Below are 21,691 nucleotides of genomic sequence, written 5' to 3'. Positions count from 1 at the left end.
CAACGACTAAACTATTCCCAGCTGTGTCTCAACCATCCCTCGTCTCCCATCTTCCATCCACCTTCGCCGCGCTGATTCCCGCCGCTGGCTCGGGCACCCGCCTGGGCCGTGGCCCCAAAGCTGCTGTCACCGTGGGCGGGCGCTCGCTGCTGGCGTGGGCGGCTCAGGCGCTGGCCCCGCATGTGGCCGAAGTGGTGGTGGCGCTCCCCGAAGGTCTGAGCCTCCCCCCCGATGTCCCCGCAGGCGTGCGGACAATCACGGGCGGCGCGACCCGCCAGGACAGCGTGCGGCGACTGCTGGAAGCCACGAGCGCCGAACACGTGCTGATTCATGATGCGGCGCGGCCCTTCCTGAGCGCCGAAGTCGTGCAGGCGGTGCAGGCGGCGGTGCTGCGGAGTGAAGCGGCGACGGTGGCGCTGCCCGTGGCAGATTCACTGGTGCTGGGGGATATGAACACCGAGAAAGCGCGTGCTTTCTGGGTGGAGGGTGTCCCCCGCGAGAACCTCTGGGCCATCCAGACGCCGCAGGGCTTCCGGCGCGAGCTGCTGCACTATGCCCACACCTACGCCGCCGCCGAAGGCTTTGCCGCCACCGACGACGCCGGGCTGGTGGCGCGGCTGGGGCATGCGGTGGAGCTGGTGGAGGGTGACGCGAGGCTCTTTAAGGTGACGCGGGCGGGAGATTTGGCGCTGGCTGAAGCACTGGCGCCCGTGTGGGATGACCCAGGCAAAATCCAACTAAACTGACCCTGACTGTGACCCTACCCTCCACCCTCCACTATCCGCCCACCAGCCAGCGTCAGCACTTCGCCCCGGCCAAAACCAACCTCGGCCTCAGCATTCTCGGCGTGCGGCCTGACGGCTACCACGACCTGTCCAGCCTGATGGTGCCGCTCAGCGTGGGCGACGAACTGACTTTTACGCCCGCGCCTGCGCTGACGCTGAGTGTAGGCGGGCCATACGGCGCGGGGCTGCCCACCGACGGGCGCAACCTGGTGTACCGGGCGGCGCGGGCCTACCTGGACGCGGCGGGCGTGTCGGAGGGTGTTCACATTCACCTGGCCAAACATCTGCCGCTGGCGTCGGGCCTCGGCGGGGGCAGCAGTGACGCGGCAACCACGCTGCGGGCGCTGGCCGACCTTTTTCCCTCGCAGGTGGAGTTGCCTGAACTGGCCCTGGGTCTGGGAGCCGATGTGCCGTTTTTCCTGCTGGGGGGCGCAGCGCTGGCTGAAGGGGTGGGCGAACGTCTGCGCCCGGTAGATGTGCCCCCGGCCTGGCTGGTACTGGCGAATCCGGGCCGTGAGGTGAGCGCGGGCGACGCTTACCGCTGGCTGGACGAAACGGGCGAATTTGGTCCCACGCTGAATCTGCCGGGCATCATCACGGCACTGCGGGACGGGCGCGAACTGCCTTATTTCAACTCGCTGCAACCGGGCGTACTGCGCCGCCACTCGGACATTGAGGCGACCTTGCAGGCGCTAGCGGACGCTGGGCTGCACTCGGTGCTGATGAGCGGCTCTGGGGCCACCTGCTTTGGTGTGGCGCGGGATGGGGCTCACGCTGAGGCCGTGGCCGCCAAGCTTGGGGCAGCTCACCCGGGGTGGTGGGTCACGGCGGCGCAGGTACTGGGCGGGCCTACAGCAAGTTGACAGGTGCCCGCTACCCTAAGCCATGCAGACTCTGAAAGGCCGCGTAGGCACGCTCCGGTCAGGTATGACGCTGTCCCTGAAAGGGGATGGCCATGTGTTCAGGGGCACACTGGGATTGCCCCTGGTGGGTGACACGCTGCGGCTCTCCACCGGATACCGGGGCGCAGCGGGTGAAGTCAAAGCGCATTTCCTACAGGGGGGCCGGGTCCGCTTGCAGATGGCGGGCCAGCTGAACCACACTGGGCTGGACCTGCGGTTGTCCGGCTGCTTGCTGGGCGAGCCGCTGCAGGCCAACGTGCGCCGGGGCCTGCTGGAAGGGCACTTGGGAAATGGGAGCACCGAGCATGCCCTCTTCCTTATTGAGCGGGAGGGCCGGTTCCAGGGGCAGCTGGTGTCGCCGGAGGGCCGCTCTATAGGGCTGAATCTGCGCGGCAACGCTCCCCTGACGGTGGCGGCGGTGGCCGCAGCCTGCGCCTATGCGTGCTTGTACGAGAACGGGCAGAATTCCGGCAGTGACAGTTCCAGCGGTGACAGCGGAGGAGATGGAGGCTGGGGCGACGGGGATGGTGGCGGAGATGGCGGCGGGGGCGGGGGCGGGGGCGAGTAGGAGCGGTTAGTCGTCTTCGAGTGGATACTCCCGCGAGGCGCTGACTGCCAGCGAAATCAAATAGGCATAAAAGGCTGCCACGCCCAGCAGGATGGCCCAGCCCGCCAGGGTGCCGACCCGCGCCATTTGCACAAAAGTTTCTATGCTGATAGGCGCGCCCGCCGGGTAGTCCTCAGCCAGCTTGGCCATCCAGGCCATCAGCACGGCGGCATAAATCCACAGGTAGTTGCGCTTGAGCCGCCACCCCAGCGCCTCGTTGATACTGATGGGGCTGCGTGGTTTGGCGAGTTCGGCCAGCAGGAACTGGTGCCACCCGGCGTCCACATGTTCGCCCAACATCGCCGGATAAAAGAAGCGTTCCATGACCCGTACGCGGTGGTGGGCGATCTCGTAGGAGCGAAAGCGCCGGGCTTCCAGCCGCAAAAAATAGAAGTTCAGGAACATGGCGAATAGGAACGTGGCGTGGCTATGAGAAGAGTCGCCCAGGGCAAACGAAGCCAGGCCCGCCGTGGTGACCACCGCCCAGTTGGTGGTGTTGTCCAGGCGCTGGCGGTAGCTGACCATCTTGTACGATTCGCCCCGGTACAGGTGAATCAGTGCGTTGGCGGCGTTGCCGCTGTAGCTGGTCGCCGTGAGGGTGCCGGGGCGGGGGTCGGTCATCTTGGCCTTAGCCTAGAGCACTTTGCGCGGGTGCTGATGCTGCCAGAGAGAGGGTGCTCGGCTTGAGGGGCCGCTGCTCAGTCCCGGGGCACTGTGCGGGCATCGCGCAGCCCCAGACCGTTTTGGAGGATATGCATGGTGTCGTCGCTGGGCCACCAGGTGTCGCCATTGGCTTCCATGCGGACCCGCACGGTCATTTCGTTAAAAGGGACGTCGCCTCTGCGGATAACGTCCAGCAGGAATTTGTCCAGCAGGGTCTTTAGGTCTTCATCAGTGGAGCTGGTGGTCAGCTGGCCTGAGTCCACCAGGGCTTTCAGGCGGGCACCAAGTTCGCGGCTCATCTGGGTTTGGACCCACCCGTGGTCGGGACTTCTGAAGTGCAGTGTGACCAATTTGCCCAGCACACGCACCACTTCGCACTGGCTGGCCCGCATTGTCAGGTCGGTGGCCTGTCCGTTGGGCTTTTGCAGCAACTCGTCTATGGAACTGGTCGAGAAACCCAATTCTTCGAAAGCGTAGGCGCCGTCGCTCCCCAGGCGGTCACAAAAGGCCTGCATGACTCCCTGCGGAGTTTTGACCTCGGTGTGAGGTGCGGCCTTCTCTTGCAAAGGATTCGTCAGCAGTTGAGCTGAAGCTGCGGGAGCGAGGAAGGCCGAGCAGGCCAGCCAGCAAAGCACTTTATTCATGGGGCGTAGCTTAGGCAGGCAGCTCCTACAAGCTGCGTACAGAGGGGCTGCCTGAAGGAGTCCTCCTGGCCTGCCCAGCAAAACGCCCTACCCCTGCATGCAGAAGCAGAGCGCAGGGGCAGGGCAGGCCGAATGCAGGAGCTGGCCTGCGCTTACTCCTCCAGGCGGCTGGGGCCTCCGCCCAGAACATCCACCAGTGCTTCCAGGCTGTCCTCGGTCAGCGTCCAGTGACCATCCAGGCGTTCCAGGTCCACATTCAGGGTCTGGGTGTACAGTGGCAGCCGTCCGCTCTGGTACTGGCGCTGCATGCTCTGAAGTACGGTCCGCTCCAAATCGGCGTCCGCCTTAGCGGTCTGGCGCTGTCCCAGGTAACGCTGCACCGCCGGATCATTCATGACCCGTTCCAGGACGGTCATGATATCCGCTCCACTGGCCTTAACCCGCACCCGCGCTCCTTGCGCGCTCAGCACCTCGCAGCGGCTCTGCTTGAATACGTGCTCTGCGATCTTCAGCGTGGCATCGTCGCCTCCCATAAGGTGAAAGGCCTGCGTCACTTCGCGCTCAGAGACACCCGCCATGTTGCCCATCGCCTGCTGCCAACCTTTGGTGCTCAAGTCCTGGCAGAATTGCTGCATGGCCGCCTGTGCTGTAGCGGCCCGTGGGGCTGTGGCTGTGGGTGCTGCTCGGCCACTCTGGACGGGGGCGGAACTTGCCGGAACCCGGCTGGGCTGCGCACTTCCGGTCTGGGCCAGGGCGGGAGCGGTCAGGCCCAGCAGGGCAGACATCAGCAGGACTTTTGCTTTCATGGATGCAGCATATGGCAACCCTGAGCCGTCCCCGGCCAGATTGGCCTTACAAAAAAGGATTGGTCTGCTGCTCGCGCGCCACCGTGGTGGCGGGGCCGTGACCGGGATAGACCGCCGTGTCTCCATCCAGCGTGAGCAGTTCGGCCTGAATCCCGGCAATCAGCTGCGGATGGTTGCCGCCGGGCAGGTCGGTGCGCCCGATGCTGCCCGCAAAAAGGGTGTCGCCTGCCAGTACGAAGCCGTCACCCACGAACACCACATGGCCCTGCGCGTGGCCGGGCAGGTCGCGGGCGGTCAGGTGCAGACTGCCCGCGCTGAACTCCTGACCCTGGGCGATGCGCTGGTCGGCGGGGGCGGGCTGGGTCAGTGGCAGGCCGAACAGGGCCGCCCGCTCCTGGCCTGAGGCGTAGTCGGCAGTGGCACCTGGGTGCAGATAGACCGGCACCCCCAGCGCTTCCCGCACCGCCTGCACCGCGCCGATGTGGTCAAAGTGGCCGTGGGTCAGCAGGACCGCCTGGACCTGCACGCCGCTGGCCTGCACCAGCGCCAGAATGCGTTCTGCGTCGTCGCCGGGGTCAATCAAGAAGCCCTGCTGCTCTGGGCCGGTCACCAGGTAGCAGTTCTCCTGCAAAGGGCCGGTGGGCAGCAGCCACAGGCGGGTTTCACCGTGCTGGAAGGGAGCAGGAAGGGTCATGGCAAAAGTGTAGAGGTTAGATGGGCGGGGGATAGGCAGTGACTGTGCCCATATCTTCTCTTAGCCCTCTTGCTTCCCCGCTCCGGCCAGCCAGCGGCGAAAAAGGGGGCGGTCCCGCTCGGCGCTGACCGTGGTGGGCGCACCATGACCGGGATAAATCACCGTGTGAGGCGGCAGCGAGAGCAGTTCGTGCACGATGCCCCCCAGCAGTTGGCTGCGGTCTGCGCCGGGCAGGTCAGTGGGAGCGATGGCCCCGCGAAAGAGCGTATCGCCTGCCAGGACAAAGCCGTCTCCCACGAACACGGTGTGTCCTGGCGAGTGCCCTGGCAGCTCACGGGCGGTCAGCGTCACGCCGCCTGCCGTAAAGGTCTGTCCTTGCCGCAGCAGGGCGTCGGGTGGGGCGGGCGGCTCGAAGTCATCCTCCCCAAACTGCTGTGCCAGCGCTCCGGCTCCGGCGTACACGTCCAGCTCGCCCGGATGCAGCCAGACCGGCACCTCCAGCGCTTCCCGCACCGCCTGCACCGCGCCAATGTGGTCGTAGTGGCCGTGGGTGAGCAAGGTGGCCTGCACCTCGGCTCCGCTCGCTTCCACCATCCGCAGAATCTGGCTTGCGTCACTGCCGGGGTCTATCAGCAGGCCTGTGCCAAACTCAGGGGCATCGGTGACCAGCAAACAATTCTCGTTCAGCGTGCCGGTGGACAGGCAGCGTACCCAAGCTGCGCCGTGCTGCACAGGGTCCAGCTGGTCGTAGGGGGGCGGGGCCAGGGGATGCAGGTGAGCCGGGGGCAGGGGAGTCACGGGCTGGGCCGACTGCCCAGCGGCTCACTCAGGCGCAGCAGATAGCCGTCCGGGTCCTGCACCAGCAGTTCGCGGGCTCCTTCTTGCCCCCCGTCCGCCACGCTGTACCACTGCTCCTGAACGTCACGGAAAAGTGGCACGCCTGCCGCCCACAGTCGTTCCCGCACCTCGTCCAGTGCCTGCACCTCAATCTGCAAATTGATGCCCCGGCCCAGTGGGGGCTGCCCTTCGTCTCTGTTCCAGCCGCCGACATTCCAACCATCTGGGTGCCAGGCTTCCAGCATCACCTGAGCGCCGTGCAGGTCAAGGTAAGCAAAGTCGGGCTGAGTGCGCCGGTAGCGCACACCGAAGCCCAGCAGCCGCGTGTAAAAGTCCAGACTGCGCCCGAAGTCCTGCACCGTGAGTTCGGGCACCAGCGGATTCCAGTGGGTGTCCGCTGCAGACAGTTCAGGCTCTGCTGCGGGGGCCTCGGCGCAGCGGCGCAGGAGCTGGTGCAGGTGCCGCCCGGTATGGTCCACGTAGCCCAGGGCCAGTTCTTCCAGGGTCAGAAGTTCGCCGCGCACGGTGAGGGCGTGTGCCCACGCTGGGTCCGGCACGCCGCGCAGCAGGTGAATCAACTGCCGCTGATAGGTGGCCCACAGCTCGACCAGCTCGCGCCAGGGCCGGTGCTGGTAGCCGCCCACCATGACCCAGCCCTCCTGTGAGTAGCCGGCGTAGTTGCCGCCCGCTGCCAGTGCCCCCCCCACGAAGCGGGCATGGTTGTTGGCCGCCGAATCAATCAGGTGTCCCAGAATCTCCTTGGCACTCCAGATGTCCGGCGCGGGCCGCCAGGAGGTCTGGGCCTCGCTCAGCCGCTCCAGGGCTGGGAGGTGCGCGGCCAGCAGGGTCGCCAGGGCGTCGGCGGGGTGGGGTGACATGGCCCACAGTCTAGAGCATTTGACGGGAAGACCTGATGCCTCGCCGTCAAGAGGAACAAATGAAAAACAATGACTGGGACGTACAATGAAGCGTCGGGAGTGTGACGCCTACTCGCCCAGTGCCGCCCGCGCCCCCAGCCCGAACACCATGAAGCTCAGGCCCGGATTCGCGTACGCTTCCAGCGCCCGCTCCAGCGTGTCCAGTGCTGTATCTAGCCGGGCGCGGTCAGACGGGGTTTCTTCCCGCCACACGAAGCGCAGCGCCTCGGCGTGCCAGGGGGTCCAGGCTTTTTCCAGGTCGGCGGCGGCTTCCAGGGTGGGCAACAGCCCTTCGCGCAGCGCCGCGTGTAGGCTGGTCGCCGCGCTTAGCGCCGCCGCCACCTCGTCCGCGTGGGTCAGCACTTCAGGGCGTCCGGCGGCAAAGGCCACCAGCTCCTGCGCGTTTAGGTCTGGGCGGCGGTCTCCCTGCCGGTCCAACTCGGCTCCCAGTGCGTGGTCGTCCAGTGGAGTCACATTCAGGCGGGTGCTGCGGCTGACCAGGGTGGGCATCACCGCCCGCACGTCACCGGCCAGCAGCAGAAAAAAGGCGCTGTGGGGCGGCTCTTCCATCAGCTTGAGCAGGGCGTTGGCGGCCTCGGCCCCCAGGTATTCGGCCCCGTGAATCAGCACGGCCCGGCGGCGGTAGGTGGGGCGCACTTCCAGAAACTCGAACACATGCGTGTCGAACTCCCTTTTGTCATCCCGCTTTTCCAGGATGGCCCCTACGGGAATGATCTTGCGCCGCGCCGCCCGGCCCGTGCTGGTGGTTTCGCGGGGGGCGAGTTCCAGCAGATCAGGGTGTGCTCCCGCCGCCAGTGCCCGGCAACTGGGGCACACGCCGCAGGCTTCTCCAGCCATGCCGCGTTGCCCCGAACAGTTGAGCGCCGCGAAGGTTGCCCGCGCCAGCGCCGCCCCGCCGCCGTACTCGGCTCCGGTCAGCAGCAGGGCGTTGCCGCGTGACGCAGCAGCCTGTTCCAGCAGCGGCAGGTGGGCGTGGGGGAGCGTGGGCAGCATGGCACACAGTCTAGAGCGGCCCGGCGACTGGTAGAGGGAGTGACTGGCAAAGGGAGTTTCCGCCTCTCTAGAATCGGTGCCATGCACCGCCTTGCCCCGACCTTGACTTTTGCATGCACGCTGCTGGGTGCCGCTACAGCTGAGATGCTGGCTACCGACGACACCGAAGAACTGCCAAGTGAAACCGGCAGCCAAATGAGCGGGCAGGCAGCGGACGAGTGAGCCGCCCCGTTGCCTTGCTGACCGGCGCGTCCAGCGGGATTGGCGAAGCGGCGGCCTACGAGCTAAGTGCGCGGGGCTACGCGCTGGTGCTGGCGGCGCGGCGTGAGGAGCGGCTGCACCGACTGGCCCGCGAGCTGGACCCCAGCGGGTCGCGGATCATCGCCGTGCCGTGCGACGTGGCCGACCCCGCCGCCCGTGAGGCGCTGGTGGCTGCCGCGCTGGACCACTTTGGGCGGATAGATGTGCTGGTAAACAATGCTGGCGTGGGCCTGGGCGGCGGCGTGTGGTGGCAGGACCCCGACTGGGCCCGCGTGCTGCGTGTGAACCTCGAAGCGGTGATGGCGCTGACGGCACTGGTCTTGCCACCCATGCTGGAGCGCCGGCGTGGGCACATCGTCAATGTCGCCTCGGTGGCGGGACAGGTGGCGACGGAGGGGGTATACAGCGCCAGCAAGTTCGGGGTGCGGGGGTTCAGCTTTGCGTTGCGGCGGGAGCTGTGGGGCAGCGGGGTAGAGGTAAGTGCTGTGTCGCCCGGTTTTGTGCGGACCGAGATGACCGCCCGCAGCCGACTGAGGATGCCGGGTCCAGAAGTGGTGGCCCGCGCCATTGCCGACGTGCTGGAGCGCCCCCGCCGTGAGGTGACGGTGCCGCGCCTGTACCGGTTGGCCGCGCTGGCCGAAGCGCTCCCGGCCCTGAGTGACCCGCTGATTGCGCGGGCCTACAGTGCCCGGCGGCGCCGATAGCTTCTAGGCGTGCAGCCTGTGGGCGTGCTCGCCGTGGTGGCCCGGCGGCTCTATCTGCACGGTGACATGCTCGATGCCGTAGCGGCCAGCCACCTCCTGCGCGGCGCTCAGAAGGGCGGCACTGGTTGCCTCTTCAGCCACCAGATGCGCGGTCAGGCTGTGTTCGCCGCTGGTGATGCTCCACACGTGCAGGTCGTGAACCTCGCTTACGCCCGGCAGGGCGCGCAGGTCAGCCCGCAGGGCGTCCAGGTCCAGGCCAGCCGGGGTGCCTTCAAGCAACACATTCACACTCTCACTCAGCAAGCGCCAGGTGCGCGGAATCACCCACAGGCCGATACCTGCGCCCAGCAGCGGGTCTACCCAGGTCCAGCCGGTAAACATGATCAGCACGGCTCCCACAATCACCGCCGCCGAGCCCAGCAGATCGCTCAGCACTTCCAGGTAGGCCGAGCGCACGTTCAGGCTGCCCTCCTGTCCCCCGGCCAGGATGCGGGCGCTCAGCAGATTGACCATCAATCCCAGCACCGCCACCACCAACATGGGCGTGGTCTGCACTTCTACTGGCTCGCGCAGGCGCTGCGCCGCTTCGTACAGGATGTAGGCCCCTACCGCCAGCAGCGCGGCGGCATTGACAGCGGCGGCCAGAATCTCGGTGCGGCGGTAGCCGAAGGTGCGCCGCCGGTCGGCGGGCCGCTGCCCGGCCTTTACCGCCAGCAGCGACAGGGCCAGCGCAGCGGCGTCGGTCAGCATGTGCCCCGCGTCCGAAAGCAGCGCCAGGCTCCCCGAGATGAACGCGTAAGCCACTTCCACCACCAAGAACGTGCCGGTCAGGGCCAGCGCCAGCCCCAGCTGCCGGGTACTGGCGTCTGCCCCGTGGCCGTGCCCATGATGGTGGTCGTGGCTGGTCATGTTCTTAAGTTAGCGCCCGGTGCTCAGGCGTTCGGCCAGCGATTCGGGCAGGCCAGCGGCACGCAGGTCGTACTGGGTTTGCGCGATGTCGTAGGGCACCCGGAACACTTCCAGCGTCCGCTTTTTGCTGTCGTAGATGCCGTAAGCCGCCCTGGGGTCGCCGTCGCGGGGCTGGCCCACACTGCCAGGATTGAGAATCACGCGGGCTTTGGGCGGCACCGAGTAGCCGGTGGACGACTGGCCTGGCAGCGTGATGATCGGCTGGTGGCGCATCCACTCGCCTGTCATACCACTGAGCGTCGCGTAGGCAGCGGGGACATGCGTGTGCCCCACAAAGGCTAGCCCGCCGTCCCAGTTGCGGAAGCTGCGCCGGGCCGCGTCCATGTTGGTGTATTCATTCAGGGACAGCGGCGAACCGTGGCGTAGGCGGGCTCCCAGTGTGGCTTCTTCAATCACGTCCTTCCAGCCCCGCACGTACCGCAGGTCGCGCTCGCTCAAGCGGCTAATCTGCCACACCAGCACCTGCGTTCCTGTCCCAACGGCGGCAGTTTTGAGGCCGTCCGCTAGTTGCAGCAATCCCAGGTCATGGTTGCCCAAAATGCACTGCGCCCGCAGGCCTTGCAGGGTTTCGAGCACTTCGCGGGGGTGCGGGCCGTAGCCCAGCGCGTCGCCCAGGAAATAGGTCGCGCCGTAGCGTGCTCCGTCCCGGTGTGCATGTTCCACCACAGCGTCTAGCGCAGGTTTGTTGGAGTGAATGTCGGAGAGCAGCAGGGCGCGCACGCCCTACAGCGTAGCAACCCTGACGCTGCGCCGGGGCCTACACTGTAGGCCATGACCCAACCTAACCGAGTGGAGCAGACCCTACAGGTGTCTGCCGAGGCAAGTGAGTGGGCGCACTTCGCGCCCCGGTATCAGGCGTTGCAGGACTGGGAGCTGAGCGCTGAAGGTGTCCCGGCCTGGCTGCGCGAGTGGTCGGACCTGGCCGCTGAACTGGAAGGCACCAGCAACCGTCTGAGCATCAGCGCGGACCTGCACACGGATGACACCGCCGTGCAGGAGCGCTACCAGCGCTTCATGGCCGAGGTGGTCCCGCCGGCCCAGCGAGCGGACCAGGTCCTCAAGGAAAAGTGGCTGGCCGTGCCCGGCTACCGCCCTACGCCCGACACCGAGCTGCTGTACCGCCGCGTGCGCGACGCCGCCGACCTCTACCGCGAGGCGAATGTGGAGCTGGGCGTGGTCCACTCGGAGCAAACCACCCGCCATGCCCAGCTGACCGGCAACCAGAAAGTAACTCTGGGCGGCGAGGAACTGACCGTGCCGCAGGTCAAGGCCCGCTTGGACAGCCCGGAGCGCAGCGAACGCGAAGCCGCCTGGCGGGCGCTGGCCCACAGCAATGAGGCGGTGGCGGGGCAGCTGAACCCGCTGATGCTGGATCTACTGGGCACCCGCCGCCAGCTGGCTGCCAACGCTGATTTGCCCGATTTCCGCACCTACCGCTGGCGCGAGCTGGACCGGGTGGACTACACGCCCGAGCAGTGCCTGGACTTTCACCGGGCGGTGGCCGAGCAGGTGGTGCCCTTTGCCGCCGAGAACATCCAGGTCATCGCTGACGAGCTGGGCCTGGATTCAGTGCGGCCCTGGGACTACAACCGGGCGGGCCTGCTGGACCCGCAGGCCCGTCCGCCTATGCAGCCTTTTTCCGGCGGGGCCGAGCTGGAAACGCTGGCGCAGCGGGCCTTTGCTGGGCTGGACAGCGGCCTGAGCGAACGCTTCGGGCAGATGCGCCAAGAGGGGTTGCTGGACCTGGAATCGCGCCCCGGCAAGATGCCGCACGCCTACTGTAACTATTTCCCCGTTACCAACCAGCCCTTTGTGCTGATGAATGTGGTGGGCAGCGCCGAGGATGTGCGGGTGCTGTTTCACGAGATGGGCCACGCCTTTCACGGCTTTTATTCCGGTGAGAGTCAGCCGCTCACCTGGAACCGTTGGAGCCCGATTGAGTTCGTGGAGATTCCCAGCATGGCGATGGAATTCCTCACGCTGGACCACCTGTCCCACGCCCTGAGCGCCGAAGACCTGACCCGCTACCGCCGCCAGCTGCTGCTGGGTGTGGTCGCGTTCCTGCCCTGGGCCGCGCAGATGGACGCCTTCCAGCACTGGCTGTACGTGGACGCTCCGCAGGACGTGACAGTGGCTGACCTGAACGCCAAATGGCTGGAGCTGGACCGCCTGTACCACCCGTTCGTGAACTGGGACGGCCTGGACGACACGGCGCGGGCGCAGGGCTGGCACTATTACCACATCTTCCAGGCACCGTTTTATTACATTGAATACGCCATGTGCTATCTGGCCGCCGTCAGCATCTGGCGCGGGGCGCAGACTGACCCTGCCGCCGCGCTGGAGCGCTACAAATCTGCCCTGCGCCTGGGCAGCACCCGCCCGGTGCCGGAGCTGTACGCCGCCGCCGGAGCCGAATTCCGCTTTGATGCGGAGTACATCGGCGGGCTGATGGAGTTTCTGCGCGGGCAGCTGCGGGACGGGTAAAGCCGCCGGGCACGCGCTCCAGGGGTGGGCAGGGGCTACTAAAGACGGGGCGGCCTTGGTGGGTTGCCTTTCCGGTTCAGCCGGGCCGACAATGGCCCATGTCCCTACCTTCCGCCGAGTTCAAGCAGCAAGCCCAGGCCGCCTTTGCGGCGGCGCAGGCCGGACAGACCTATACCTACCGCCGCACTTTTACGGACGGCGACCTGAGCGCCTTTTGCGGGCTCACCGGGGATTTCAATCCGTTTCATCTGGATGAAATCTTCGCGCAGGGCGCGCTGTTTGGCCGCCGCGTGCTGCCAGGGCTGCTGCCGGCCAGCATGGTCACGCACATTGGCGGGATGCTGGGCTTTCTGGCTGCCGAGATGCACTTTGAGTTTCTGAGGCCGGTGTATGTCGGTGACACCGTGACCTGCACGGTACAGGTGACAGAGAAGGACGCCGAGGCCCGCCGCCTGCGCTGCGAGGCCAGGCTGACCAATCAGGCCGGCGAGCTGGTGATCCGCGCCCGCTTCAGCGGGTTTCCCACTCAGCCACGCTTGCAGCCAGATACTGCGGGAATATAGGGGAGACTTTGACTCGGCCCCTGAAGCCGGATTGACCTTTAAGGGGTCTGGGGAGCCTGGCTGCTGAGGACAAACCCTTATGCCTCTACCCCCCTTACCATCAGAGCTGCTCAGCCCAGCAGCTGCCCATTGAGGCGCGAAAAAGGGGGCCGCCGCGCTTCTATACTGTCCCATGACCCCTACAACCCAGTACGCTCCAGCTGAAGTCATCTTCCAGCGCGGCGGCCTGCCCGAAAGTCGGCATGAGGTGCATCTGGCTGTGGTGGACCCGGTGGGGCGGGTGCTGGCGGCCTGCGGCGACCCCGCGCTTGTTGCCTTTCCGCGCAGTGCCAGCAAGCCGGTGCAGGCGCTGCCGCTGGCCCTGGCCGCGCCCGAGTTGCCACTGGATGAACTGGCCATCGCCTGCGCCAGTCACGCCGGCACCCCCGCGCATCTGGCCGCCGTGGAGAGTCTGCTGGCCCGCAGTGGCAGCGCCGTGGCGGACCTGCACTGCGGGGCACACCCACCGTTCGACCCGCAGGCCGCCGCTGACCTGATTCGGCGCGGCGAAGCGCCCACACCGCTGCACCACAACTGCTCCGGCAAGCACGCGGGGATGCTGCTGGCCTGCGAGCGGCACGGCTGGCCGCGCACTGGCTACACCGAGCCGCAGCACCCCTTGCAGCGGCGTATCCGCGAGCTGCATGCGGAGCTGGCGGGCGTGCCGCTAGGGGCCGTTCACATCGGCACCGATGGGTGCAGTGTGCCCGCGCTGGCCCTGCCGCTGTATGGAGCCGCCCGGATATTTGCCCGGCTGGCCGCCGCTGAGCCGCAGGGTGATGGGTTGGACGCCGCCCTGAGCCGCGTCTTTGGGGCCATGACCGCGCACCCTGACCTGGTTGCCGGACCGGGCCGCCTGGACACTGACCTGATGCCGCTGGTGCCTGGCCTGCTCACCAAAATGGGAGCCGAGGCTTTTTACGGCATGGGCCTACGCCACTCGGCGCATGGTCCGCTGGGCATCGCCTTCAAGGTGCTGGACGGCGGCGAGCGGGCACGGCCCTACGCAGCGCTGGCCGCGCTAGAAGCCCTGGGCATGCCACTGACGCCTGAGCTGCTGGCCCTGGCCCCGCAGCAGCAGCGCAACTGGGCGGGCCGTGCAGTGGGTGAGGTGGTGGTAAAGCTGCCGCTGCACTGGACGGCGCAGGCTGGGGCCTAGACTGTCCCCCATGACGACAACACTGCAAGGACGAACCATCGCCGTCACCGGAGCCAGCCGGGGCATTGGCCTGCGCGTGGCCGAAGTGCTGGCTGCCGAGGGCGCGCAGGTGGTGGCCGGAGCGCGGGACCTGAGCGGCGTGCCCGATATTGCCGGGGTCCAGTTCATGACGCTGGATGTGACCGATCAGAGTAGTGTCCGTGCCTTTGCTGACACGGCCATCGCTGCCGGGGCCGACGCCCTGGTCAACAATGCCGGTGTGGGCAGCTTCATGCCGGTGGAGGACATCACCCCAGAGGAATACCGCCGCATCATGGACACCAACGTGCTGGGCGTCATCCTGACCAGCGGCGCGTTTGTCCCGCACTTCCGCACGCTGGGCAGGAGCACCATCGTCAACGTGACCAGTGACGTGAGCGCCCGCACCTTTGCACGCGGCGGGCTGTACACCGCCAGCAAATACGCCGCCCGCGCCATCACTCAGGCCCTGGCCTACGAGGGCCACGAGTACGGCCTGCGCGTGAGCGAGATTCGCTCGGGCAACGTGGACACCTACTTTGGCGACACCCAGCAGGGCATCCCCGAGAAGGAAGAGTGGCTGAGGCCGGACGACATCGCCCAGGCCGTGCTGTACGCCCTGAGTGCGCCGGGACATGTGCGCATAGACGAAATCCTGCTGCACCCGACTTGGCAGCCCATCGCGTTCTAAGGGGAAAGAGTCTGTGATACACAAAGAGTCGAGACTGTGTTATGTTATTTACATAAGGAGGCAGCATGCTGCACATTGAATTCATCACGGATTTGGGAGCCAAAGTCACGGTGGACGTGGAGCGTCCTGAGCAGGTGCTGGATGTTCAGCGCCACTATGGCCGGCTTGGCTGGACCAGCGGCGAGGTGCCGGCTGGAGGCTTTGTCTTTCCGCTGGACAACGAACCTGACTTTGATTGGTCGCTGATTGGGGCCCGCGCCTGGACCAACCCGGAAGGCGAGGTCATGATTCTGCACCGGGGTCACGCTTACCGCCGCCGCGAGCTGGAAGCGGTGGACAGCCGCAAGCTGAAGCTGCCCAAAGCGGTCAAGTACAGCCGGGGGGCCAAGCCTACCGACCCCGAACACCTGCGCGAAAAAGCCGACGGCGAAATTGAGTACGTGACCCTCGCTATTTTCCGGGGGGGCAAGCGTCAGGACCGCTTTGCTGCGCCGCAGGGCCAGGCCACAGGTGGCGGCCCACGTGAAGCCCGCCCGGCCCAGGCCACCCAGAATCAGGCCAACCAGCCGAACCGGCCCGCTCCCACCCAGCCCAGTCAGCGCCCCGCCCCCCGCGCCGCTGCTCCCGCTCCCGCTGAGGACGACACGCCTTTCTAGGCACCTGGCTGCCTTTTATGAATCAGGCTCAGCTCAGGGCTGATGGCAGAAGTTTGCCGTCGGCCTTTTTTCAGCTGCCAGCGGCGCTTCTCTTCCTGCGCCTTCCACTCATGTGCCAGTCGGCCCAGCTCCTGCGCCAGCCAGCGGACGCCCCTGCTCTGGCTGTCGGCCAGGCGCGAGTGGCCTTCAAGCACCGAGTGGCCCACCGTCAGGCCCTGACGTGAGCCGTCCGGGCGGACATTGGGCGTGCGGTCCCAGAACACGTTGATGGGATAGTTGCCCGCCGGGTCGGGCACGTAGCCGCCCTGGACCGAGTGGACTTCCAGTCCGCGCTCCACGTGCCAGGGCACCAGGTCTTTGGGGCCAAGCCGCGAGCTGCCCACCCAGGGCGCTCCGGGGAGCGGCTGGCAGGCCAGTGCAATATCCGGTTGGCCCCGCAAGTCCGGCGGCAGTTCCAGCAGGGCGGCGCGGTGGTCCAGGTTCCACAGCTCGCAGACCCCGTCTATGTCCAGCAGGGCCGCCACAGGTTGCTCCGGGAACTGCCGCACCAACTGGTGCAGCCAGGGCACCCCGTGCGAGTGGCCCACCAGCACCACGCGGGGCGGGTTATCTTCCCACTCTTCACGCAGCCGGGCATAGTCGCGCCGCAGGGCCGGCCAGCCACGCTGCGGCGGGCTGATTCGGGCCGAGCTGTAGCTTTCCTGAGCGTTGGAAGTGTAACCGGCCACCTGCACACTCAGGCCAGCTGCGGCCACCGCGTCTGCCAGGCGGTCCAGTGTGCCTGCATGAGCCAGGAGATCGTAGTTGTCGCTGGGCGCAGCGCAGGGCGGTGCACAGTGGCCTGACATGCCCAGAATCACCACGTCGGGCGCGGGGCCGCTAAAGTTCAGTGCGGCGGTGCGGGCGGGCTGGACGCTGACCGTCATGCAGCTGCTGAGCGTGAGGGCCAGAAGACACAGCAAGGAGCGCATCGCCTGCACTATAGGCAGGGGCGCTCCGGCGGAATGTTCAGTGCGGGGCAGCTGGCTTAGCCCTGATTGGCGTTCAGGCCCTGCAAGCTGGTCAGCTCAAAGTTGCGCTCTTTGCCTTCGTAGTGGAAGGCGGCCAGGTAGCCCACGACCTGCCCTCCGGCCCGCTCGGCCAGCCGGGCCAGCGCCGTGCCGGTGCCGCCAGAAGCCACCACATCCTGCACAATCAAGACCCTCTTGCCCTTGAGGCGGTCAGCGTGCCGGGCGTCCAGCCACAGCGTCTCGTTCACGCCCAAGCTCATGCTGGGCACGTCCTGAATCAAGGGGTCTTGCATGTAGGTGCGCCGCTTCTTGCGGACCACCACGTAGGGCAGCCCGGAGCGGTCACTCAGCTCATGCACCAGCGGCAAGGCGTTGGTCACCACGGTCAGCATGATTTCGGCCTGTGGGTCCAGCAGTGGCAGCATGGCCTCGGCGGCAGCTTTGGTAAATTCGCTGTCGCCCAGAAACTCCACCAGCGGCACGCGCTTGACGGCTCCCACCTGCACGGTGGGCAGTTCACGGGTCACGTTCCCTACAGTTACGGTGATGGAAGTCATGCCCGCAGTCTAAGGCAGAAGGGGCGGGAAGGCAGAAAGCAGAAGGCTATGGGGACTCAGCCTTCTGCTTTCTGCCTTCCCGCCCCAGATTCTTGCGCTAGATTCTTGCTCTGGCGCTTAGAGCTCTGCGCCCAGCGCACGCGCCGCTTCCTGGAGGGCTCCGGCACGGTCCAGCTGCTCCCAGGGGAACTCGTCGCGGCCAAAGTGACCGTAGGCTGCCGTCTGTGCGTAAATGGGCCGCTGCAAATCCAGCTGGCGGATGATGGCCTGCGGGCGGGCGTCAAACTGCTGCCAGACCAGTTCGGTCAGCTGGTCGTTGGGCAAGGCGCCGGTGCCGTAGGTGTCAATCCGCAGACTGACCGGGTGCGCCCGGCCAATGGCGTAGGCGATTTCGACCAGGGCGCGGCGGGCCAGGCCAGCGGCCACGATGTTCTTGGCGATGTAGCGGGCGTAGTAGGCTGCCGAGCGGTCCACCTTGGTGGGGTCTTTGCCGCTGAATGCTCCGCCGCCGTGTGGCACCGCTCCGCCGTAGGTGTCCACGATGATCTTGCGTCCGGTCAGGCCGGTGTCGCCGTGTGGGCCGCCAATCACAAATTTGCCGCTGGGGTTGATGAAGAACTTGGTCTCTGCCCGCAGGTATTCAGCCGGAATCACGTGGCGGATGACCAGGCGCTCCAGGTCGGCGCGCAGTTGGTCATTGGTCACTTCTTCGTCGTGCTGGGCGCTGATGACCACGGTGTCCACCCAGGTTTCGGTGGCATCGTGCGGCTCGCCATTGCGTTCTACCGTCACCTGCGCTTTGGCGTCGGGGCGCAGGTAGGGCAGCTCGCCGGTCCTGCGCAACTCCGAGATGCGGCGGGTCAGGCCGTGGGCCAGGCTGATGGGCAGTGGCATCAGCTCGGGCGTCTCGTCGGTGGCGTAGCCGAACATCAGGCCCTGGTCGCCTGCGCCGATTTGCGAGTCGGCGTGCTCAGGCTTCTGACGCTCCTCTTCGGACATCTCGCGCCACTCTTCGGAGTGGTCCACGCCGCCCGCAATTTCGGGGCTCTGCTCATGGATCGCTACCAGCACGGCACTGTATTCGGCATCGAATCCGTATACGGCGCGGGTGTAGCCCACGCGCTGCACGGCTTCGCGCACGGTGCGCTGAATGTCTACGTGGGCTTCTTCAGCCCGGACTTCGCCCGCCACCACAGCCATGCCGGTGGTCACCAGCGTCTCGACCGCCACGCGGGAAGTGGGTTCCTGGCGCAGAAACTCGTCCAGGATGGAATCGGAAATAAAGTCGGCCAGCTTGTCCGGGTGCCCCTCGGACACCGATTCAGAGGTATAGAATTTGCGCATCTTGACTCCTTGGCAGCCGGGGCGGCGTTCCGCAGCGCCGTGACCTGCACAGAGGTCTGCCTCTCGGAAGGGGCCCTGGCCGCTTTGCCGCAGCCCTGGGGCTCCGGCACACGTCAGGCAGCTTAGCTCAGATGCCGTGGCTTTCGCCGGGTGAAATGCTCAGTTACGGCTTGTCGGCGCGGCAACGCCCCTATACTTGGCCCAATGTCCCTTGCCGATGTCGCGCAGGCTGTGAGCAGCATTCAGACCTGGTTGGATGACCCACCTGGCGAGGCCGTGGTGCGCCAGTGTGTGGTGCTGCGGCTGCTTCAGGCGGCGGGCTTCGATATCTGGAACCCCGCCGAGGTGGTGCCCGAAGAAACCAACGCTACTGGCAACCGCGCCGATTTCCTGATTCGCCGGGGCGAGGGCAAATTTGCGCTCGAAATCAAGGGGATGGGTGTCACGGTGGGCCCCAGGGAATACCAGCAGGCCGCCACCTACGCCGTCAACGAGGGCAGCCGCTGGGCCATCGTGACCAATGGCCGGGTGTGGGTGGTGATTGACGAACACTTGCCCGGCAAATGGGAAGACCGGGTGGCGCTGAAGATAGAGATGGGCCAGGGGGACAGCTTCACCACCGATTTTTTTGGTTTGCTGGACGCTGAAGTGTGGGCGCAAGATGCTTTTGCTGCTGCTGTGGACAACGTGCGCCAGCGTCAGCAGCAGCGCCGGGACGAAGCCCGCATTCGCCGCGAAAAGCGCCCAGTGGTCGAGCAGACCCAGGCTGAATTTGAAATAGGCACCTTCGAGAAAGCCGCCGAAGCCGCTGTAAAAATGGGCCGGATTACCGAGGCCGAGCGGGATGTGCTGTTAGGTAAGACGCATCAAGCCAGCCCCATCCATAACGTCCTAAGCATCAAGCTCTACTACTCAGCTTATGGTGGCAAGGCTGAAGCGCGGTTTGACCCAAGCTCAGGCCACCTTACTGTCCTGGCCGGGAGTCAAGCTGTCCTGCAAGTGAAGGACTATGCCGAGGGCATCAGGCGTGAGCGTGAGCAACTTTTGGAGAGCGGCATTTTGGCGCAAGAAGGTAAGTTCTTGGTTTTTCAGCGCGATTACGAATGTAAAACGCCAAGTCGTGCCGCAGGTATTGTCTCTGGCGGTTCTAAAAACGGCTGGGACGTCTGGAAAGACGCCGAAGGCCGCCCCGCTCAGCACTACCGGCCCAAGTGAACCCCCGTCAGCTCTCAGGGCGCCTCGCTTACCTGCTGCGCCACGCCCCTCATGAGGCGGGCCTGACCCTGGAGCGCGGGGGCTGGGTGCCGCTGGAGCCGCTGCTGGCGCACCTGCGCGTGACCCGTGAGCAGGTGGAGCGGGTGGTGCGCGACGACGACAAGGGCCGCTTTGGCCTCAGCGAAGGCGGCGACAAAATCCGCGCCCACCAGGGCCACAGCGTGCCGGTGGACCTGGGCCTGACGCCGCAAATCCCGCCCGACACGCTGTATCACGGCAGCTATCAGGGGGCGCGGGCGGGCATCCAGCGGCACGGCCTCAAAGCGATGAGCCGCCACCATGTCCACCTCAGCGCCGATACGGGCACCGCCCTCAAGGTGGGCCTGCGCCGGGGCTGGCCGCTGCTGTTCGCAGTGGACGCAGCACGGATGCACGCGGACGGTTTTGCCTTTTACCGCTCCGAGAACGGTGTCTGGCTGGTTGGCCGCGTGCCGCCTGCGTACCTGAATGAGTTGTCCCTGAGCGAGTTGCCCACGCCGGGGCAAAGTGAGCGGCGCTGACCATCTATCCCGCTGGGCAGGGGGTAACATGCGGGGGACGTTTCAAGCCCGCCGCATCCGGGAGACATCCGGGGCGGCACAGGGGCGAAGGAACGCGCAACCCTCTTTCGGGGCGGGGTGAGATTCCCCACCGGCGGTGTTCGCTGCGGGCTGGCAGGCCGTCCTGCCAGCCCTGAGCGGAGCGAATAACAGTCACGTCCTACGCGTGTTCTGGTGTGCGCTCTACTTGGCAGCCTCAGCCCGCGAAGCCTGCCGACTTTCCATAACCGGGCAGGCCCGACCCAGTGCGATTCTGGGGCCGACAGTGAAAGGCCGCGTGCGGCCCGCAGTCTGGATGGGAGAAAGGGGAAACGCACAGTCCGCCCTACCCCGGCGGGCGGCGTTGCCAGGTGTGAACACAGAATTTACGGAATATTCCCCAGACGGGGACGAACAGCTCACGGATGGGCAGCTCACAGACAAGCAGTTTAGAGACGAGCACTTTATGGCCCAGGCCCTGGCCCAGGCGGCGCGGGGGCTGGGACGCACCAGCCCCAATCCGCCGGTGGGCTGCGTCATCGTGGATGCGGGCAGTGGCGAAGTGGTCGGGCGCGGGTTTCATCCCAGAGCGGGTGAGCCGCACGCCGAGGTCTTCGCACTGCGTGACGCAGGCGAGCGGGCACGCGGGGCCATAGCCTACGTGACGCTGGAACCGTGCAGCCATCATGGCCGCACGCCGCCCTGCGCCGACGCCCTGATTGCGGCGGGTGTGGCCCGCGTGGTGGTGGCCGCTGGCGACCCCAACCCCTTGGTCGGCGGACGTGGGCTGGAGAAGTTGCGCGCCGCTGGTATCGCCGTACAGACCGGCGTGCTGGAAGCGCAGGCGGTGCGTCAACAGGCCGGGTTTCGCTCGCGCATCCTGCGGGGACGGCCCTTTGTGATCTACAAGTACGCCATGACGCTGGACGGCAAAGTGGCGGCGCTCAGAGGAGATGGGGCCAGCGAGGCCAACGGAGCCGTGACCGGCCCGGAAGCCCGCGCCCGCGTGATGCGGTGGCGGGATGAATGCGACGCCATCGCGGTGGGTGTGGGCACCCTTCTTACCGACGACCCACAGCTCACCACACGGGGCGTAGAGGGGGGCCGCGACCCCCGGCCCGTCATCTTTGACCGTCAGGGGCGTACGCCACCTACGGCCCGCGCCGTGCGCCCTGGCACCGTCATCGTGACGGCACCGGGCGTCAGCGCACCCGCTCTGGCCGAAGCGGGCGCCGTGCTGCTGCCCGCCGTAGACCTGGCGGAAGCCCTGCGCGGCCTGGCCGAGTTGGACATTTCCACCCTGCTACTCGAAGGCGGGCCGACGCTCGCCAGCATGTTTGCGGCGGCGGGCCTGATAGATGAGGTCCGCGCCTTCATCGCCCCCAAGCTGCTGGGCGCGGGACTCTCGCCACTGACCAGTCCTCAGCGGCTGATGGCCGAGGCTGGCGGGCTGGAAGTGGTGGGAGTGGAGCAGGTGGGAAGCGACCTTCTGATTCAGGGGCTAAGGGCCGAAGGGCCTGGAAGTCCGCAGGCTTTGCCCTTAGCCCCTTAGTCCATCAGACGTACTGGAGGTA

The 21,691-nt window shown here is 66.5% G+C and carries 25 protein-coding genes and 1 riboswitch; of the genes, 13 read left to right on the top strand and 12 right to left on the bottom strand.

What is annotated here, in order from left to right:
- Window positions 1-23: 23 nt before the first annotated feature.
- The 3 genes from ispD to IE158_RS00265 are packed head-to-tail and all read left to right on the top strand — an operon-like array spanning window position 24 to window position 2,255.
- Window positions 24-746, top strand: a complete 723-nt coding sequence (gene ispD / locus IE158_RS00275; protein ID WP_189641662.1) for a 2-C-methyl-D-erythritol 4-phosphate cytidylyltransferase — start codon at window positions 24-26, stop codon at window positions 744-746.
- An 8-nt stretch (window positions 747-754) separates the two neighbouring features.
- Complete coding sequence (locus IE158_RS00270) at window positions 755-1,648, top strand: 4-(cytidine 5'-diphospho)-2-C-methyl-D-erythritol kinase (RefSeq protein ID WP_189641661.1); 894 nt, start codon at window positions 755-757, stop codon at window positions 1,646-1,648.
- Between the two features lie 22 nt (window positions 1,649-1,670).
- Window positions 1,671-2,255: a hypothetical protein gene (locus IE158_RS00265; protein WP_189641660.1), complete on the top strand. Its 585-nt coding sequence runs from the start codon at window positions 1,671-1,673 to the stop codon at window positions 2,253-2,255.
- Between the two features lie 6 nt (window positions 2,256-2,261).
- On the opposite strand, the gene IE158_RS00260 is transcribed toward IE158_RS00265, so the two are convergent.
- From IE158_RS00260 to IE158_RS00225, 7 genes are all read right to left on the bottom strand, one after another.
- Complete coding sequence (locus tag IE158_RS00260; RefSeq protein ID WP_189641659.1) at window positions 2,262-2,915, bottom strand: DUF2270 domain-containing protein; 654 nt, start codon at window positions 2,913-2,915, stop codon at window positions 2,262-2,264.
- Between the two features lie 77 nt (window positions 2,916-2,992).
- The gene (locus IE158_RS00255) at window positions 2,993-3,601 is read right to left on the bottom strand and encodes a hypothetical protein (RefSeq protein ID WP_189641658.1); all 609 of its coding nucleotides are present in this window, start codon (window positions 3,599-3,601) and stop codon (window positions 2,993-2,995) included.
- A 152-nt stretch (window positions 3,602-3,753) separates the two neighbouring features.
- Window positions 3,754-4,407: a hypothetical protein gene (locus IE158_RS00250; protein WP_189641657.1), complete on the bottom strand. Its 654-nt coding sequence runs from the start codon at window positions 4,405-4,407 to the stop codon at window positions 3,754-3,756.
- Between the two features lie 46 nt (window positions 4,408-4,453).
- Window positions 4,454-5,101: an MBL fold metallo-hydrolase gene (locus IE158_RS00245; protein ID WP_189641656.1), complete on the bottom strand. Its 648-nt coding sequence runs from the start codon at window positions 5,099-5,101 to the stop codon at window positions 4,454-4,456.
- 60 nt (window positions 5,102-5,161) lie between these two features.
- Entirely contained in the window at window positions 5,162-5,899 is a 738-nt protein-coding gene (locus IE158_RS00240; RefSeq protein WP_308430663.1) for an MBL fold metallo-hydrolase, read from the bottom strand.
- Window positions 5,896-6,816 carry a DinB family protein gene (locus IE158_RS13485; RefSeq protein WP_229838794.1) on the bottom strand — a complete coding sequence of 307 codons (921 nt, stop codon included), beginning with the start codon at window positions 6,814-6,816 and terminating at the stop codon, window positions 5,896-5,898. The genes IE158_RS00240 and IE158_RS13485 overlap by 4 nt, the downstream gene beginning before the upstream one ends.
- Window positions 6,817-6,924: 108 nt before the next feature.
- Window positions 6,925-7,869: a DNA polymerase III delta subunit-related protein gene (locus IE158_RS00225; protein WP_189641655.1), complete on the bottom strand. Its 945-nt coding sequence runs from the start codon at window positions 7,867-7,869 to the stop codon at window positions 6,925-6,927.
- Window positions 7,870-7,950: 81 nt separating this feature from the next.
- On the opposite strand from IE158_RS00225, the gene IE158_RS00220 reads away from it, so the two are divergent.
- Together IE158_RS00220 and IE158_RS00215 are read left to right on the top strand one after the other, a co-directional pair.
- A complete protein-coding gene (locus IE158_RS00220) occupies window positions 7,951-8,091 on the top strand; it encodes a hypothetical protein (protein ID WP_189641654.1) in 141 nt (46 codons plus the stop codon).
- Window positions 8,088-8,834 (top strand): SDR family NAD(P)-dependent oxidoreductase, encoded by a 747-nt coding sequence (locus IE158_RS00215; protein ID WP_189641653.1) that lies wholly within the window; start codon window positions 8,088-8,090, stop codon window positions 8,832-8,834. The genes IE158_RS00220 and IE158_RS00215 overlap by 4 nt, the downstream gene beginning before the upstream one ends.
- 3 nt (window positions 8,835-8,837) lie before the next feature.
- Here the strand turns inward: IE158_RS00215 and IE158_RS00210 are convergent, their stop codons facing one another.
- Together IE158_RS00210 and IE158_RS00205 are read right to left on the bottom strand one after the other, a co-directional pair.
- Window positions 8,838-9,743, bottom strand: a complete 906-nt coding sequence (locus IE158_RS00210; protein ID WP_189641652.1) for a cation diffusion facilitator family transporter — start codon at window positions 9,741-9,743, stop codon at window positions 8,838-8,840.
- 9 nt (window positions 9,744-9,752) lie between these two features.
- Window positions 9,753-10,523 (bottom strand): metallophosphoesterase family protein, encoded by a 771-nt coding sequence (locus tag IE158_RS00205; protein ID WP_189641651.1) that lies wholly within the window; start codon window positions 10,521-10,523, stop codon window positions 9,753-9,755.
- A 51-nt stretch (window positions 10,524-10,574) separates the two neighbouring features.
- Between IE158_RS00205 and IE158_RS00200 the strand changes: the two genes are divergently transcribed.
- The 5 genes from IE158_RS00200 (at window position 10,575) to IE158_RS00180 (ending at window position 15,413) form a co-directional block, all read left to right on the top strand.
- Window positions 10,575-12,287: a M3 family oligoendopeptidase gene (locus IE158_RS00200; RefSeq protein ID WP_189641650.1), complete on the top strand. Its 1,713-nt coding sequence runs from the start codon at window positions 10,575-10,577 to the stop codon at window positions 12,285-12,287.
- Window positions 12,288-12,385: 98 nt separating this feature from the next.
- A complete protein-coding gene (locus IE158_RS00195) occupies window positions 12,386-12,850 on the top strand; it encodes a MaoC family dehydratase (protein ID WP_189641649.1) in 465 nt (154 codons plus the stop codon).
- 172 nt (window positions 12,851-13,022) lie between these two features.
- Window positions 13,023-14,048, top strand: coding sequence for an asparaginase (locus tag IE158_RS00190; RefSeq protein WP_189641648.1), 1,026 nt, complete (start codon window positions 13,023-13,025; stop codon window positions 14,046-14,048).
- Between the two features lie 10 nt (window positions 14,049-14,058).
- Entirely contained in the window at window positions 14,059-14,757 is a 699-nt protein-coding gene (locus IE158_RS00185; RefSeq protein ID WP_189641647.1) for an SDR family oxidoreductase, read from the top strand.
- Window positions 14,758-14,822: 65 nt separating this feature from the next.
- Window positions 14,823-15,413: a single-stranded DNA-binding protein gene (locus tag IE158_RS00180; protein ID WP_189641646.1), complete on the top strand. Its 591-nt coding sequence runs from the start codon at window positions 14,823-14,825 to the stop codon at window positions 15,411-15,413.
- Here the strand turns inward: IE158_RS00180 and IE158_RS00175 are convergent.
- The 3 genes from IE158_RS00175 to metK all read right to left on the bottom strand — a co-directional run bounded on the left by IE158_RS00175 (window position 15,410) and on the right by metK (window position 18,324).
- Window positions 15,410-16,384 (bottom strand): hypothetical protein, encoded by a 975-nt coding sequence (locus tag IE158_RS00175; RefSeq protein WP_189641645.1) that lies wholly within the window; start codon window positions 16,382-16,384, stop codon window positions 15,410-15,412. The genes IE158_RS00180 and IE158_RS00175 overlap by 4 nt on opposite strands.
- Before the next feature lie 56 nt (window positions 16,385-16,440).
- The gene (locus tag IE158_RS00170) at window positions 16,441-16,980 is read right to left on the bottom strand and encodes a phosphoribosyltransferase family protein (RefSeq protein ID WP_189641644.1); all 540 of its coding nucleotides are present in this window, start codon (window positions 16,978-16,980) and stop codon (window positions 16,441-16,443) included.
- A gap of 117 nt (window positions 16,981-17,097) precedes the next feature.
- Entirely contained in the window at window positions 17,098-18,324 is a 1,227-nt protein-coding gene (metK, locus tag IE158_RS00165) for a methionine adenosyltransferase (RefSeq protein WP_189641643.1), read from the bottom strand.
- Between the two features lie 204 nt (window positions 18,325-18,528).
- On the opposite strand from metK, the gene IE158_RS00160 reads away from it, so the two are divergent.
- The 3 genes from IE158_RS00160 to ribD all read left to right on the top strand — a co-directional run bounded on the left by IE158_RS00160 (window position 18,529) and on the right by ribD (window position 21,669).
- Window positions 18,529-19,539: a DUF4357 domain-containing protein gene (locus IE158_RS00160; protein WP_189641642.1), complete on the top strand. Its 1,011-nt coding sequence runs from the start codon at window positions 18,529-18,531 to the stop codon at window positions 19,537-19,539.
- The gene (locus tag IE158_RS00155) at window positions 19,536-20,099 is read left to right on the top strand and encodes an RNA 2'-phosphotransferase (RefSeq protein WP_189641641.1); all 564 of its coding nucleotides are present in this window, start codon (window positions 19,536-19,538) and stop codon (window positions 20,097-20,099) included. Before IE158_RS00160 ends, IE158_RS00155 begins: the two co-directional genes overlap by 4 nt.
- A gap of 99 nt (window positions 20,100-20,198) precedes the next feature.
- Window positions 20,199-20,449: riboswitch (FMN riboswitch) on the top strand.
- A 134-nt stretch (window positions 20,450-20,583) separates the two neighbouring features.
- On the top strand, window positions 20,584-21,669 hold the full coding sequence (gene ribD / locus IE158_RS00150; protein WP_189641780.1) for a bifunctional diaminohydroxyphosphoribosylaminopyrimidine deaminase/5-amino-6-(5-phosphoribosylamino)uracil reductase RibD: 1,086 nt from the start codon (window positions 20,584-20,586) through the stop codon (window positions 21,667-21,669).
- Window positions 21,670-21,691 lie beyond the last annotated feature (22 nt).

The sequence above is a fragment of the Deinococcus piscis genome, from assembly GCF_014653275.1.
In the GTDB taxonomy this organism is placed as follows: Bacteria; Deinococcota; Deinococci; order Deinococcales; family Deinococcaceae; genus Deinococcus; species Deinococcus piscis.
This window is presented reverse-complemented; position numbering and strand designations above follow the sequence as displayed.